This is a genomic window from Mycolicibacterium brisbanense, from assembly GCF_001570425.1.
GTDB lineage: Bacteria > Actinomycetota > Actinomycetes > Mycobacteriales > Mycobacteriaceae > Mycobacterium > Mycobacterium brisbanense.
This window is the reverse complement of the sequence record NZ_BCSX01000035.1, coordinates 174,977-188,991: the sequence shown is the minus strand read 5'-3', so window position 1 is coordinate 188,991 and position 14,015 is coordinate 174,977. Positions and strand designations below refer to the sequence as shown.

Annotated in this window: 12 protein-coding genes; 10 read left to right on the top strand and 2 right to left on the bottom strand. The window is 63.5% G+C overall.

Translation table 11 applies throughout. From position 1 onward, the window contains the following. Position 1: 1 nt before the first annotated feature. Together RMCB_RS19820 and RMCB_RS19815 are read right to left on the bottom strand one after the other, a co-directional pair. Positions 2 to 889, bottom strand: coding sequence for an SDR family NAD(P)-dependent oxidoreductase (locus tag RMCB_RS19820; protein WP_062830155.1), 888 nt, complete (start codon positions 887 to 889; stop codon positions 2 to 4). Beyond that, the gene (locus RMCB_RS19815; protein ID WP_062830154.1) at positions 886 to 2,811 is read right to left on the bottom strand and encodes a flavin-containing monooxygenase; all 1,926 of its coding nucleotides are present in this window, start codon (positions 2,809 to 2,811) and stop codon (positions 886 to 888) included. Before RMCB_RS19815 ends, RMCB_RS19820 begins: the two co-directional genes overlap by 4 nt. A gap of 117 nt (positions 2,812 to 2,928) precedes the next feature. On the opposite strand from RMCB_RS19815, the gene RMCB_RS19810 reads away from it, so the two are divergent. The 10 genes from RMCB_RS19810 (at position 2,929) to RMCB_RS19765 (ending at position 13,920) form a co-directional block, all read left to right on the top strand. Next, complete coding sequence (locus tag RMCB_RS19810) at positions 2,929 to 4,512, top strand: acyl-CoA synthetase (RefSeq protein ID WP_062830153.1); 1,584 nt, start codon at positions 2,929 to 2,931, stop codon at positions 4,510 to 4,512. 190 nt (positions 4,513 to 4,702) lie between these two features. After that, a complete protein-coding gene (locus tag RMCB_RS19805) occupies positions 4,703 to 5,809 on the top strand; it encodes a zinc-binding dehydrogenase (RefSeq protein ID WP_062830152.1) in 1,107 nt (368 codons plus the stop codon). Positions 5,810 to 5,840: 31 nt separating this feature from the next. Further along, positions 5,841 to 7,259, top strand: a complete 1,419-nt coding sequence (locus RMCB_RS19800) for an aldehyde dehydrogenase family protein (protein WP_062830151.1) — start codon at positions 5,841 to 5,843, stop codon at positions 7,257 to 7,259. Positions 7,260 to 7,285: 26 nt separating this feature from the next. Further along, positions 7,286 to 8,059 (top strand): crotonase/enoyl-CoA hydratase family protein, encoded by a 774-nt coding sequence (locus RMCB_RS19795; protein ID WP_062830281.1) that lies wholly within the window; start codon positions 7,286 to 7,288, stop codon positions 8,057 to 8,059. After that, positions 8,059 to 9,210, top strand: coding sequence for an acyl-CoA dehydrogenase family protein (locus RMCB_RS19790; protein WP_062830282.1), 1,152 nt, complete (start codon positions 8,059 to 8,061; stop codon positions 9,208 to 9,210). The genes RMCB_RS19795 and RMCB_RS19790 overlap by 1 nt, the downstream gene beginning before the upstream one ends. Next, the gene (locus RMCB_RS19785; protein ID WP_062830150.1) at positions 9,207 to 10,265 is read left to right on the top strand and encodes an acyl-CoA dehydrogenase family protein; all 1,059 of its coding nucleotides are present in this window, start codon (positions 9,207 to 9,209) and stop codon (positions 10,263 to 10,265) included. Before RMCB_RS19790 ends, RMCB_RS19785 begins: the two co-directional genes overlap by 4 nt. A gap of 104 nt (positions 10,266 to 10,369) precedes the next feature. Further along, a complete protein-coding gene (locus RMCB_RS19780; RefSeq protein WP_062830149.1) occupies positions 10,370 to 10,876 on the top strand; it encodes a nuclear transport factor 2 family protein in 507 nt (168 codons plus the stop codon). Beyond that, positions 10,873 to 11,757 (top strand): SDR family NAD(P)-dependent oxidoreductase, encoded by an 885-nt coding sequence (locus tag RMCB_RS19775; protein WP_062830148.1) that lies wholly within the window; start codon positions 10,873 to 10,875, stop codon positions 11,755 to 11,757. The genes RMCB_RS19780 and RMCB_RS19775 overlap by 4 nt, the downstream gene beginning before the upstream one ends. A 2-nt stretch (positions 11,758 to 11,759) precedes the next feature. Beyond that, positions 11,760 to 12,722 carry an alpha/beta hydrolase gene (locus RMCB_RS19770; RefSeq protein ID WP_062830280.1) on the top strand — a complete coding sequence of 321 codons (963 nt, stop codon included), beginning with the start codon at positions 11,760 to 11,762 and terminating at the stop codon, positions 12,720 to 12,722. 121 nt (positions 12,723 to 12,843) lie between these two features. Beyond that, the gene (locus RMCB_RS19765; RefSeq protein WP_062830147.1) at positions 12,844 to 13,920 is read left to right on the top strand and encodes a hypothetical protein; all 1,077 of its coding nucleotides are present in this window, start codon (positions 12,844 to 12,846) and stop codon (positions 13,918 to 13,920) included. Positions 13,921 to 14,015 lie beyond the last annotated feature (95 nt).

Genomic DNA, 14,015 nt, shown 5'->3' with positions numbered 1-14,015 from the left:
CTCACACCCCCGCGGGCAGGATGTGCGGATGAGCTGTCACCGGCGGCTGCAGTGGTGGCAGAAGCTCTTTGCCATCGAGAGAATGCACCGTGAGGTTCTGCGACCACGGGTAGTGCAGACTGAACGCGACCAGTCCAGTGCGTTCGACGGCCGGCAGATGGCACATCGCCAGAACTGTCTCGGCGAGGTACTCCACGGGCTCGGTCGGAAACGTGTCCGGTATCAGGCTGGCCGCTCCAGGAGTTCGCACTGCACTGGTCGGGCCGACCGCGTTGACAGCGATATTGGCATCCAGCAACTCTGCGGCGATCCCCTGGGTGAACCGGTGCAGGGCCGCCTTCACCGATGCATAGACGACATCGCCGGAGACCTTGTTGTATTCGCGGTATGGCCGCACCGGCGGGAGCCCGGTCACCGAGCCGATATTGACGATCCAGCCACCACCCTGCTGGCGCATGTGTGGGATGGCTGCCTGCGTCAACACAAATGGCGTACGCACGTAGTGCTCGACGGTTCGATCGAAGGTGGCCATCGACATGTCTTCGATGACCGAATAGTCGGCAAACCCGGCGTTGTTGACCAGAATGTCGAGCCGGCCGGTGCGCTCCACAACCTGATCGACCAAGCCCGCACGCTGTTGTGGGTTTTCGAGGTCGGCGGCAATGCCGAGCGCGGTACCCCCGGCGGATTCGATGAGTTCGATGGTCTCGTCGATCGTTCCCGGCAACGCAGTCGACTCTCCCGCCCGCGTCGACAGGGAAGGTTCGTACGACCTGGCCGTCACCGCCACCGTCGCCCCTTCGGCGGCCAGCCGCTGAGCGATTGCCCGTCCGATACCGCGGCTGCTGCCGGTCACCAAAGCGGTTTTGCCGCTGAGTAGTTGGCTCATCCGACGACGAGATCCTCTTCTATCGGACGGCGGTGACTCTGCCACACGTCGATCAGTCGGAACGGGAAGGCCGTGACAATGCGGCCGCCGCCGGAACGGTAGTAGGTGTGTGCCGTCGGGGTGTGACACCACACCGTCTTGGCCATTGTCTCGTCGATCTCCCGTACGTAGTCTGTGAACGCCTCCGGCGTGACTTCGATGGTTTCGGCCCCTCGCAGCGCCATCAACTGCAGGCACTCCATGACGTAATGCACCATCACCTCGACACCGAAGTTGTGTCCGGCGCCATGACCGGGACTGTAGTTGGGCGCCGACGACACGAACATGTTCGGAAATCCCGGCACCATCCCACCCCGATAGGCACTAGGGCTGTCCCCCCACACTTCTCTCAGCCTGAGCCCATTGCGACCCCGAATATCGATGGTGGACAGGAAGTCCAGGTGATAGCCGGTTGCGTAGACGATGACATCCAAGTCGATCTGACGACCGTCTTGAGTGACGATGCCGCGCTCGTTGACCCGCGCGGGTTCAGCGGCCTCGACGTCGACGTGCGGTCGAGTCAACGCTGAGTAGTAGCCACCCGGATCGCGGATGATCCGCTTACCGTATGGCGCGAAGTCAGGTGTGACCTTCGCGGCCAGCTCACTGCCCGCCCCGAACGTCCGGTTGATGTAGTCCAGGCACATCTGCAAAAGCACGTCGTTGGCCTTCGATATGGACAGCGGGTGCTCGGCGGCCCATTCAGGATCACGCAGGATGACAGGATAGTTGTTGTCGGCGGTCCCCCAGAACGACTTCAGGCGATTCCAGTTGGCGTAATACGGCACGTGGTTGTTGAGCCATCGCCGGGGCTCGGGAACCTCGTCGCTCAATCTCTTGCGTGGCGCGACCCAATGAGGCTGTCGCTGGAACACTGTCAGATGCTGGACCTGGTCGACAGTGGCGTCGACGATCTGAACCGCCGTGCATCCCGCACCGATGATCGCGACCTTCTTGCCGGTGAGATCCAAATCTGGATCCCATTCGGCAGAGTGGATGCTCACCCCGGTGAAGGTTTCCATGCCCGCCAGTTCCGGCCAGCGAGGACGATTCAGGTAGCCGGTGGCCGGGATCACGACGTTCGCGTAGGACACGTCGTGGTTGCCACCCGGCGAGGCGGTGTGGACTTCCCATTGTTTGCGACGCTCGTCCCATCTCAGAGCCATCACTTCGGTACCGAACCTGGTGTGCTCGCGCAGCCCGTTCTTGTCGGCCACTGACACGAGATAGTTCTGATATTCGGCGCCCTGCGGGTAGTAATTCGACCAATCGCCGTTGATGTCACGCGAGAGCGAATAGTAAGCCGACGGAGTGTCCACTCCGATGCCCGGATAGACGGTGGTGTGCCAGGTGCCGCCGACCTCGTCGTTTCGATCAATGATCTCGTACTCGATTCCGGCGGCGGAAAGCTCAAGCGCGGCGGCCAATCCGGCAATTCCCGCGCCGATGACGACGACCTTGAAACCGGTGGGCAGCCTGGCGGCCCGGGGCAGGACGGGCTGCGACGGATGGAAGCCACCCTGTTCCAGCAACAGCCCCACATACTGCGTATCGACGTCGGTTCCCAGGGCCAGTGGGGCGATCCGACCGAACAGTTCCGGATCGTCGGCGCGCACGGCGTCCACCGGCCGCGGGGTGCCCATGGCAACGACGATCTGGTCGACGAGCTCGTCGAGAGTCTCCGGAGCGGCGACACCGATGTGCTCGGGCGGGTCGGGGACGTGGGAGATCTGCGGGCCGAATCGATCGACCACGTCGGGGTCACCGGTCAGTTGCGCCAGCACCGCTACCAGCACCCCGGCATCGGCCTGGCGCAAGTTCTCTCGCAGTTCGTCGGCATCCATCACTGCCTCGGCCGCCGTCGCGGTCGCATCGGTCGTCATCGAACCTCCCTTGTCTCTTTGAGTATGTGATCGGCGGCGAGCACCGGTGCGGCTCATGTCTACTGAGCGGGAGGTTGCTTGGTCGGCAGTCGTGGACGACGCCTAGTGTCACCGGACATGGACGGCCTCAATGACGTGCTCACCCCGGCGCGCAGTCACGCCCTCGGCGATATTCCACGCCGCTCGGCCCGCAGATATCCGGACAAGGTCGCGATCATCGACGGCGACGTGACACTGACTTTCGCCGAGTTCGAGCGCCTGGTGGATCGTGCCTCAGCAGCGTTGCAAGACAACGGTTTCTCCCCCGGAGACCGAGTCGCTGTGTTGGCTCACAACTGCTGGCAGTACGCGGTGCTGGCGTTCGCCACGGCTCGTGCCGCGGTGGTGCTGGTGCCCATCAATTTCATGCTCACGGCCGAGGAGATTTCGTACATCCTCGGCCACAGCAGGGTCACCGGTTTGATCGTCGAATCCGACCTGGCGGCAACGGCTGCCCGTGCCGTGCAGCTCGGCGGGGTCGTCGACACCACAGTGGCTCTCAACCTGCCCGGGCAGAGCACACCCGACGGCTGGACGGATTTCGACAACTGGCTCAAGACGAACTCGCCGGCGCCGAGGCACCACGTAACCGACGATCAGCTGATCCGGCTGATGTACACGAGCGGAACCGAGTCACACCCAAAGGGCGCGATGCACACCAGCCGCAGCCTGATGGGCAACTACGTCAGCTCCATCGTCGCCGGTTCCATGGAAAGCACCGACATCGAGATCCATTCGTTGCCCCTCTATCACTGTGCGCAGCTCGACAATTTCCTCATCACCGACATCTACCTCGGCGCCACGAGCATCATTCTTCCATGCCCCGAGCCCGAACTCGTCCTACGCGCGATCGAAAAGTACAGCGTCACAAATTATTTCGCTCCTCCGACGGTGTGGATCGGATTGCTGCGCTCGCCGGTGTTCGAGCAAGTCGACCTTTCCAGCCTGCGCAAGGGCTACTACGGAGCGTCGGCAATGCCCGTCGAGATCCTCGCCGAGATGCGCGAGCGCCTGCCGAACCTGCGCCTCTGGAATTTCTACGGCCAGACCGAGATGGCTCCGTTGGCATCAGCCCTCGGTCCAGACGAGCAGGATGCCCATGCGGGGTCGGCCGGCAGGCCGGCGATCAACGTCGAGACCGCGATCCTGGACGACGACAATGAGCCGCTGGGCGTCGGAGTTGTCGGGGAGATCGCGCACCGCAGCCCGCATCTGATGCTCGGCTATCTCGATGACGATGCCAAGACCGCCGACGCGTTTCGCGGAGGCTGGTTTCACTCCGGCGACCTCGGCTACTACGACCGGCACGGCCTCCTACATGTCGTCGACCGCAAGAAGGACATGATCAAGACCGGTGGCGAGAACGTCGCGAGCCGCGAGGTCGAAGAGATCCTCTACCGGCACTCCGGGGTCGAGGAGGCGGCAGTCTTCGGACTTCCCCATCCGGTATGGGTCGAGGCAGTGGTAGCCGCCATTGTTGTGCGGGAGGGTGTTGATCTCACCGAAGAAGACATCCTCGCGCATTGCCGACTCCACCTGGCCGGGTTCAAGACTCCCAAGCACATTTTCTTCGTCGACTCGCTGCCCAAGAACCCCAGCGGCAAGCTGCTGAAACGACTGCTGCGCGATCAATTCAATCTCGAGCGGGGTTCGGTGCGCTGAGGAGGTCGCGTGCACTACGCATCAAGTAACGCCCACTGGGCGGGAAGCTCTACGCGCGTGCGATCGCACTCGACATAGCCTGCGCTCTAAGGAGTCACCGCGGGGCAGCTGCGCTCGATGACTTCGGGACCGACGCTGGATCCAGCTGTCACCGAAGGGTCCACCAGCTACTGAAAGGACTGTGCCGACAGTGTTCAAGGGACGCATCGCAAGATTCGACGGGCCTGGTCAACCATTCCAGATCGAAACGGTCAGCCTACCCGCGGTCGGCCACGGCGAGATCCTCATCAGGGTCAGCCGCGCCAACATCTGCGGCTCCGATGTGCATGCCTGGCACGGCACGTTCGCCACCCGCGGACTCGGCGGTCAACTTCCCACCGTGTTGGGCCACGAGATGGTGGGCGCCGTCGAAGCACTCGGCGACGGTGTGTCCACCGACTCGAACGGCAGTCCACTCTCACCGGGCACCAGGGTCGTGTTTCCCTATTTCTTCCCCTGCCACACCTGCCGCAACTGTCTGGCCGGCCGCCGCAACGCATGTCTGAAGCTCAAGATGGCCATGCTTGGGCGCGCGGACCAGCCCCCTTACTTCGTAGGCGGATACGCCGACTACTACCTGCTTCCGGCCGGGGCCGTCGTCTACACCGTGCCCGACAACGTTTCCGACGACATCGCTGCAGGCGCCAATTGCGCCTTGTCACAAGTGATGTACGGACTCGATCGGGTTGATCTACAGCTCGGCGAATCCGTCGTCGTACAGGGGGCCGGAGCACTGGGCCTCTACGCGGTCGCGGTGGCGAAAGCCCGTGGCGCCGCGACGGTCATCGCTGTAGACGGGGTTCGCGAGCGTCTGGAGCTCGCCAAGGAGTTCGGGGCCGACGCGATCATCGATATCACCGAGGTTCCCGCCGATAGGGACCGGACGAAGATTGTCCGGACGCTCACGGAAGGTCAGGGCGCCGACGTAGTCGTCGAGGTGGTCGGGCACCCGTCGGCGATCGATGAGGGTCTCAAGATGCTCGGTCAGTTCGGACGGTACGTGGAAATCGGAAACATCAACATCGGCAAGACCTTTGAGTTCGACCCCTCGCGTTTCGTGTTCGCCAACAAGACCATGGTCGGGGTGTCGCTCTACGATCCGGCGGTACTGTCCCGGGCGCTGGCATTCCTCGACACGTTTCAAGACACGTTGCCCTTCGACCGGCTGGCCGCAGCGTGTTATTCCCTTGACGACATCAACGACGCGTTCGCAGCCGCCGAAGGCAAGCGCGACGTGCGCGCCAGTATCGTTCCCTGACGGAAAGCAGTCCAATATGCCCAGCTCCGATATGCATAACTACGATCGCGACGAGTTGTTCATCGATGGCCAATGGGTCAGGCCCGCGAGCACCGCGGCCATCGAGGTGATCGATCCTGCGACCGAGCACGTAATCGGCCGCGTCCCCGCAGGATCGGTCGAAGATGTGGACGCCGCCGTCGCCGCCGCGCGGCGCGCCTTCGACCCTTTGATCGGCATTGGCGAACGGTACGAACGTCTCACGCGCGTGATCGAGGCCATGGAGAAGCGGCTACCGGCCATCGCCGAGACCATCACCCGCGAGATGGGCGCACCCATCCGGATTGCTCAGTCGGTTCAAACTCAGGTTCCACTTGCGGTCGCGCGCGGATTCGCCGAAGCACTGCGGACATTCGAGTTCGAAGAACGCATCGGCAACTCCATGGTGCTACGCGAGCCCTATGGTGTCGTCGGCGCCATCACACCGTGGAATTACCCGCTCTACCAAGTGGTCGCCAAAGTCCTTCCGGCGATCGCCGCAGGCTGCACCGTCGTACTGAAACCCAGTAATGAAGCGCCTTTGTCGGTGTTCGAATTCGTCGAGGCGCTCCAGGCCGCCGAACTGCCGCCCGGGGTGGTCAATCTCGTGTCCGGGCCCGGCCGGGTGATCGGTGAACGGCTGTCCGAGCATCCTGACGTCGACTTCGTATCGTTCACGGGTTCGACCGGCGTTGGCAGCCGGGTGGGCGAACTGGCCGGTAAGACGATCAAGAAGGTCGCGTTGGAACTGGGCGGCAAGTCCGCCAACGTCATACTCGACGGAGCCGACCTGGCAACGGCAGTCAAAGTCGGTGTCGGCAGTGCCTTCCTCAACGGCGGCCAGACCTGTATGGCGTGGACGCGGATGCTGGTGCCACAGGCCCACTACGGCGAAGCACTCGACCTCGTCGAGGCCGCTGTATCGAAGTATCCGGTGGGTGATCCGTGGGATCCGAGCACCAGGATCGGCCCGTCGGCCTCACAGAGCCAGTACGAATCGGTAGTTGGGTTCATCGAACGTGCACGACGCGACGGTTCCCGGCTCCTACTGGGCGGGCCCGAGAAGATCCGCGACATCGGCTATTACGTCGCGCCAACGGTATTCGCCGACGTCGACCCGGAGTCGGAGTTGGGTCAGGAGGAGGTTTTCGGACCAGTGCTGGCAGTCATTCCGTTCACCGACACCGAGGATGCGCTGCGCATCGCGAACGGCACCCCCTACGGACTGTCCGGTGCAGTGTGGGCCGCCGACGACGCTGCCGCCATCGCGTTCGCCCGCGCGGTGCAGACCGGTCAGCTCGACATCAACGGCGGCAAGTACAACCCCGCCGCGCCGTTCGGCGGATACAAGAAGTCAGGCATCGGTCGCGAGCTGGGCCGAATCGGGTTCGAGGAATATCTGCAGGTGAAGTCGCTGCAGCTGCCCGCATGACGACGAGCAAACCAGGAGACGCACCGATGCAACCATTGAAGATCGACAAACGCGACACCATCGAGATCTGGACGATCAACCTGCCCGAGGTGGCCAACGCGATCACCGACGAGGATTTCATCGCAGCCTTTGAGGCGGCCGTCGACTTCGCAAACGCCGACACGGCAGTGCGCGCGATCATCTTGACCGGCGAAGGCAAGGTCTTCTCCGCGGGCGGCAACGTCAAGGAGATGGCCGACCGCCGCGGCATGTTCGGCCTCGACGCCATCTACCAGCGATACGCCTACGTCGACGGAATTCAACGACTACCACGGGCATTGACCAGGCTCGAGGTTCCGATCATCGCAGCAGTCAACGGTGCGGCGGTCGGCGCCGGATGCGATCTCGCCGCCATGTGTGACATCCGGATCGCCTCGGAGCGAGCATCTTTCGCCGAGAGCTTCGTGCAACTCGGACTGGTTCCCGGTGACGGTGGCACCTGGTTTCTGCAGCGGGCGATCGGCTACGCGCGTGCTGCCGAGATGACCTTCACCGGCGACCGCATCAATGCAGAGACTGCACTTGAGTGGGGCCTGGTCAGCCGTGTCGTCGAGCACGACGAGCTACTCACCGCTGCCACAGATCTCGCCACGCGCGTCATCAAGAATCCACCACACGCGCTGCGAATGGCCAAACGCCTGCTACGAGAATCACGTACGGGCGAGTTGGAGTCCACGCTGGGTATGGCCGCTGCCATGCAACCGCTCGCCCATCAAGATGCAGAGCACGTGCGCCGGATCGGGAAATGGCGAACCGCCTGATGGCACCGCCCCGAATGGTCCCGCCTGCGGCTCTCGAACGATCAGCGACCGCCGCGCTGCGCCAACAGGTGCGTGGGTTCCTCGCCGAGCAACTCGCTGCCGGAACCTTCACTCCCTCAATCGATTCCTGGTTGTCAGGATGGGACGAGGATTTCACAGCCCGACTGGCACAGCGAGGCTGGATCGGCATGACGGTGCCCAAGGAGTATGGCGGGCACGGGCGCAGCTTCATCGAGCGGTTCGCGGTCACCGAGGAGCTGCTGGCCGCAGGCGCACCCGTGGCCGCCCATTGGATCGCCGATCGGCAGATCGTGCCGTCACTGCTGAAGTACGGCACCGAAGCGCAAAAGCGAGAGTTCCTGCCCGCAATAACGGCGGGACGGTGCTTTTTCGGCATCGGTATGAGCGAACCGGATTGTGGCTCCGATTTGGCGAGTGTCCGAACCCGGGCCACGAAGGTGGCCGGCGGCTGGCACATCAGCGGCACCAAACTGTGGACCTCCGGCGCGCACCGCGCCCACGCCTTCATCGTGTTGGCCCGCACGGCTCCGCTGGATCCCACGCACCGGCACAGCGGTCTGAGCCAGTTCATCGTACGGCTCGACAGCCCGGGTGTTACCGTGCGACCGGTCATTTCGATGAATGGCCGCCACCATTTCAACGAGGTCGTCCTCGATGACACCTATGTGCCCGACGTCATGGTGTTCGGCAAGATCGGCGACGGCTGGCACCAGGTGACCTCCGAGCTGAGCTTCGAACGTAGCGGCCCTGAACGATTGCTGAGCACCTTCCCGCTGTTGGCTGCTTGCGCTGACGCCGAGGAAGCCCAAGCGATTTCGCGTGACACCAACCTCGGCCGACTGGTCGCACGCGTGGCCGGACTTCATCAGATGTCGATGGCGATCGCCGGTGCGCTCGAACGTCATGAGTCCGCCGACGTGCCGGCGGCAGTGGTCAAGGTACTCGGGACCACCACCGAGGGCGACATCGCCGACTTTGCCGATCTGCATGTCGGAGACGACAACACCGTTGGCCCAGCGATCCGGCAGTTGGCGGCGTTCGCGGTCGATCAGAGACCCGGATTCACCTTGCGCGGAGGAACCAACGAGGTACTGCGCGGCGTGATCGCCCGCGGATTGGGGATCCGATGACCACCCCATCGAACGGCACCGATCACCACGCGGCGTTATCCGTAGACCCAGATCTCGTTGGGATGATGAACGCGGTCTTCGCCGATCAACGGAAATCTGGGCCTGCCGCCGCCCCGATAACCCGCGACGCCGGTCTGTGGCAGCGACTCGACGAGCTCGGTCTCGTGCGACTGACGGGACGCGAGGAGACCGGCGGCAGCGCGGCTGGCTGGCCGGAGGCCGCCGAGCTCATGGCCGCCGCCGTACGCCACGGTATCCGGATCCCGTTGGCCGAGCATGATTTGCTGGCCTGCTGGCTCCTGGACGTTGTGGGGCTGCCGGCGGACGGCGCCGCCCGCACCATATGCGTGTTGGGCCATGACGGGACGGCACGCCACGTGCCGTGGGCCTCGACGGCCGAACGGGTCGTCGTGGTGTGGCCGACAGGTATTCACTATTACGCTGCCGATCTGGATGTTTCGGATCCTGCCGTGCAAATCACGCAGGGCACCAACATGATTGGTGAACCTCGAGACAGCATCAGCGCTGATCTGACCGCGCTGGCCGGCACACCGGTCGCCGCCGGCCAACTGACACAACTCAAGTTGAAATCGGCACTGGTACGTTCGATCCAAGTGTGCGCAGCGCTCGATCGAATCCTCGAACTGACCATCGAACACACCTCCTCCAGAGCCCAGTTCGGCCGCTCACTGTCGAAGTTCCAGGCGGTTCAAAACATGGTTGCCGACATCGCTGCAGAAGCGGCCTTGGCCCGTGCAGCCACCGAGGCCGCCCTCACTGCGGTCGTGCAGAGCGCTTGGTCGGCGCCAAACCTGGAGTTTCTCGTGGCAGTTGCCCGATCGTGCGCCGGCCATGCCACCTCGGTGGTGGTACGCAACGCGCATCAGGCGTGCGGTGCGATCGGGACCACGATGGAACATCGGTTGCACGAATACACCCGTCCCGCGCTTACCTGGCGGTCGGAATTCGGATCCGTTCAGTCCTGGGACGCCGTGGTGACCGATGCCGCACGATGCGTCGGTTCACGCGGCCTCTGGAGCTTGATCGCCGATTGAAAAACAGTCCACTGACTGGGCATTGCGGTACAACAGGCCACGCTGCAGCGATTGACTCCAGAAGCGAAGGATCATCACAACGAAACACCAACGGGAGACACATCGTGAGCGCTGACGCCATCTCACTGGCCGAATTGCAGGACTTTGTCGGTAATTTCTGGTTTCACTACGACGAGGCGCACTACGGTGAGATGGCTGCCGCGTTCGCCGAGGACGCTGCGTACCTGAGTCGCAGCGATTCGGGTTCGTGCCCGTTCGAAGAGGCGCTGGCGGCCGACTTGTCCGGTGCGGCCGCGATCATCCCCTGGTTGACGGAGCACCGCCGGGCCAGCCCCTACCCGCTTCGTCATCACGCGACGAACCTTCACATCACCGGCACCGAGGATGGTGTGACGTACGCGCGCTTCTACATCTTCGTCAATCAGGTCACCAATTTCGTTCCGTTCGCAGTGTCCAGCGGAGTCACTCACGTCGGCGTGCGTCGCGACATCAGCGCACCGAAAGGCCTGCAATTCACCAAGATGGAGGTCATTCTCGACGTCACCAATTCCGAGCCGCTGGCCGGCGCAGGCCTGCCCGGTGCTCCCGACGGCGCCGCGGCGGGCGCATGACGGTGACCTCCGCGCGCGAGTTGTTCGAAGGTGGCGTTGCCGTGATCACGGGCGCCGGAGCGGGAATCGGTGCCGGTTTGGCCCGATACGCCCACCGGCTTGGTATGACTACGGTCCTGGCCGACATCGACAAGGCCGCAGTCGAGTCACTGCGCGACGAACTCGACGACACTGGTGCCACCGCGGTAGCCGAACACTGTGATGTTCGCGATCCAGACGCAGTGGCGGCGCTGGCGGAACACGTCTATCACGATCGCGGCCCGGTCCGGCTTCTGGTGAACAATGCCGGAGTAGAGCAGTTCGGCTACCTGTGGGACACCCCGATCGCGAACTGGAATCGGGTGATGGACGTCAACGTCAGCGGTGTGTTCCACGGTGTACGCGCCTTCCTGCCCAGGATGATGGCGCATGACTCCCCCACGTGGGTTTGGAATCTCTCGTCGATCGGCGGGGTGGCGGCTGTGCCGTTGCAAGCGCCCTACATCATCAGCAAGCACGCCGTCCTGGCCCTCACCGAATGCCTGCGAATGGAAGTGGAGTTGTCTGGCCACGCTCACCGTATTCACGTCCACGCGGTGCTGCCGGGGGCCGTGAAATCCAACATTTTCGAGGCTGCAGGTGGCGTGGATGCCGGTGAGGCCAATGCCGATGTCGGTGCCGCCGAATCACAACGGGCAGCAATGCTGGACATCAAAGCCGAGGCCATGGACCCGCTCGCGGCAGCCCAAGTGATCTTCGACCAATCCGCGCAAGGCCGGTTCTACCTGCTGACCCAACCCGAATACGTAGGCTCGGCAATGGCAGAACGTGCCCAGGTGCTCACCACTCAGGTGCCACCGCAACTGCGCACTCAGCGCCGGTTCGACCCGGCCCGGCAGTGATCATGCGGTCCGCACAGGAGGGCCCCGCACTCGATCCCGATGCCGCAGCACGATACGCAGCGTTCGGACCCGTCAAACCGATCCGGCAACGCGGCCTCGACGCGGTCCGGGAAGCGCTCGAAACAGCACCGCTACCAACGGATATGCCACAGATGGCGGAGATCAGCGACATGACGGTTCCGGCATCCGCACGGCAGATACCCGTGCGCATATACCGGCCGGCGCGGACGTTCGATGACCCGGCACCGGTGGTGTTGCACTTCCACGGCGGCGGCCTGGTGATGGGCTCCAATCATTCGTTCGAACCACTGTCTCGCGGGCTCGCAGCAGCCAGCGGAGCAGTCGTGGTGGCGGTGGATTACCGGCTTGCGCCGGAGAATCCGCCGCCCGCGCAATTCGACGACGCCTTCACCGCCACCGAATGGGTGGCATCGAACGCCGCATCGCTAGGTGTCGACGCTGCGCGGCTCGTGGTTGCCGGAGACAGCGCCGGCGGCGGACTTGCCGCGGCCGTGGCCCTGGCGGCGCGAGACCATCACGGCCCGGCGATCTTCGCCCAGGTTCTCCTCTACCCGGGCCTTGATCGGGACATGGGAGCGCCCTCGATCACCCGGATGACCGAAGCGCCCATGCTGTTGCACGAAGACATCGTCTACATGCACGACCTGGCCGACCTCGGCGCCGACGCGCCCCACAGTCCGTACCGGGTACCGGCATACGCGACCGACTTACGAGGTCTTCCTCAAGCGATAGTGGTGACCGGCGAATGCGATCCGATCCGGGACTGGGGCGAACGCTACGCCGTGCGACTGCGCGATACCGGCGTCCAGACCACGCTCACCCGCTATCCCGGCATCTATCACGGATTCCTCATGCGGTACGAGGCGACCGCACGGGGTCGGCTGGCGTTGGCCGAAACTGGCGCGCTGCTGCGTGCGAAATTCGCCAATCCCCTTCCGTTCTGAGGACAGACCTACCGTCCCAATAGCCGGACAACCCGGGCCCGCACGACGGTGATTCGGCACACAATCGAACACACCAACGGCGTTTGTCAACGCCGCAACTGATAGGTAAGGAGTCCCTGTAATGCTCACCGAAGAGCGGCGCCTGGAGTTGTCAGACATCCTCCGCCCCGCCGCGCCGCCCCGCGAAATCGACAACGTCTACACCGACGATCAGCGGGATCGCCTGCTCGAAGTGGTTCGTAGGGACGCGCCGTGGAGGCTCATCATCGCTCAGCACTTCGCCTCGCCCGAAGAGCTAATCGCGACCATGAGCGGCAAATTCCCCGAAGGTTTCACTCCCACTCTCGATCTGTTCCTGACCCCGACCTTCCGCGGCTTCCTGGCGAACTACGGCACCCTGCTCTATCCGGAACTGCACGATTGCTTCTACAACGCCGGATTCATCGAACAGGCCAAGTCGTACTGGCATGCCGAATATGCCAAGCCGCAGATGATGCTGTTCAATATCAACGGACCATGCGCGAATCGCGATCCCGGACACCTCGATTCGCCCAGTTTCCGCGGTATCCGCTACGAGAACGCGCCAACTTGGCTGGTAAGCGTCATGGGCAAGTCCGGGTTGTTCCAGGAATACCTGATCAAGATGGCGCAGGTGATCACCTGGTTCTCCCTTGACGAGGGCAGTGGCTTCACCTATTGGCCCGAGGGGCCGCTGAGGGCGCCCAAGCGCGTGCTGCCGCCGGTGTACAACCGCGGAGTAGTGGTGCAGAACGAGATGCTGGTGCATCGCGGTGAGGCCAACGGACCACTGGAACAACAGGTTCCGGCCGGACTAGGTTTCGACACGGTGTTCGCCGGCGATCCGTCAGACCACGACTACTGGGTGCTCAAGAACGGCGAAGATGTGATCGCCCGGCATCACACCGACGAGCTGCGCTTCCTGGTCCACTGGTCGGCAGAGGTCTTCGAAGACTACGACGAACTGAAGAAGAACATGGACCACTCGGACGACCTGACCATCGACAAGGCCATCGACATGATGGTCGACGACCTCGGCAAAAAGGGCATCAAGCTCGACATCCCCAGTGCACCACTGCATGACGCGGCCTTCATCGGTGCCCTGAACGCAGGCTATGACCTCGGTGGCCCATCGATCTACCCTGACGAAGCACCGTTGAGCTCCTTCCAATTCGCGTGAGCTCTCCACCCGTTGTGTGCTCCGGCGCCCCAAATTTGGGGCGCCGGAGCACACAACGACTCTGGGCAGGGCTTGCACGTCGGCGACTGCAGCTC

What these genes read in the sequence shown, in the direction of transcription:
- RMCB_RS19820 (WP_062830155.1), bottom strand. Translation starts at nt 889, where the DNA reads ATGAGCCAACTACTCAGCGGCAAAACCGCTTTGGTGACCGGCAGCAGC.
- RMCB_RS19815 (WP_062830154.1), bottom strand. Translation starts at nt 2,811, where the DNA reads ATGACGACCGATGCGACCGCGACGGCGGCCGAGGCAGTGATGGATGCC.
- RMCB_RS19810 (WP_062830153.1), top strand. Translation starts at nt 2,929, where the DNA reads ATGGACGGCCTCAATGACGTGCTCACCCCGGCGCGCAGTCACGCCCTC.
- RMCB_RS19800 (WP_062830151.1), top strand. Translation starts at nt 5,841, where the DNA reads ATGCATAACTACGATCGCGACGAGTTGTTCATCGATGGCCAATGGGTC.
- RMCB_RS19795 (WP_062830281.1), top strand. Translation starts at nt 7,286, where the DNA reads ATGCAACCATTGAAGATCGACAAACGCGACACCATCGAGATCTGGACG.
- RMCB_RS19790 (WP_062830282.1), top strand. Translation starts at nt 8,059, where the DNA reads ATGGCACCGCCCCGAATGGTCCCGCCTGCGGCTCTCGAACGATCAGCG.
- RMCB_RS19785 (WP_062830150.1), top strand. Translation starts at nt 9,207, where the DNA reads ATGACCACCCCATCGAACGGCACCGATCACCACGCGGCGTTATCCGTA.
- RMCB_RS19775 (WP_062830148.1), top strand. Translation starts at nt 10,873, where the DNA reads ATGACGGTGACCTCCGCGCGCGAGTTGTTCGAAGGTGGCGTTGCCGTG.
- RMCB_RS19770 (WP_062830280.1), top strand. Translation starts at nt 11,760, where the DNA reads ATGCGGTCCGCACAGGAGGGCCCCGCACTCGATCCCGATGCCGCAGCA.
- RMCB_RS19765 (WP_062830147.1), top strand. Translation starts at nt 12,844, where the DNA reads ATGCTCACCGAAGAGCGGCGCCTGGAGTTGTCAGACATCCTCCGCCCC.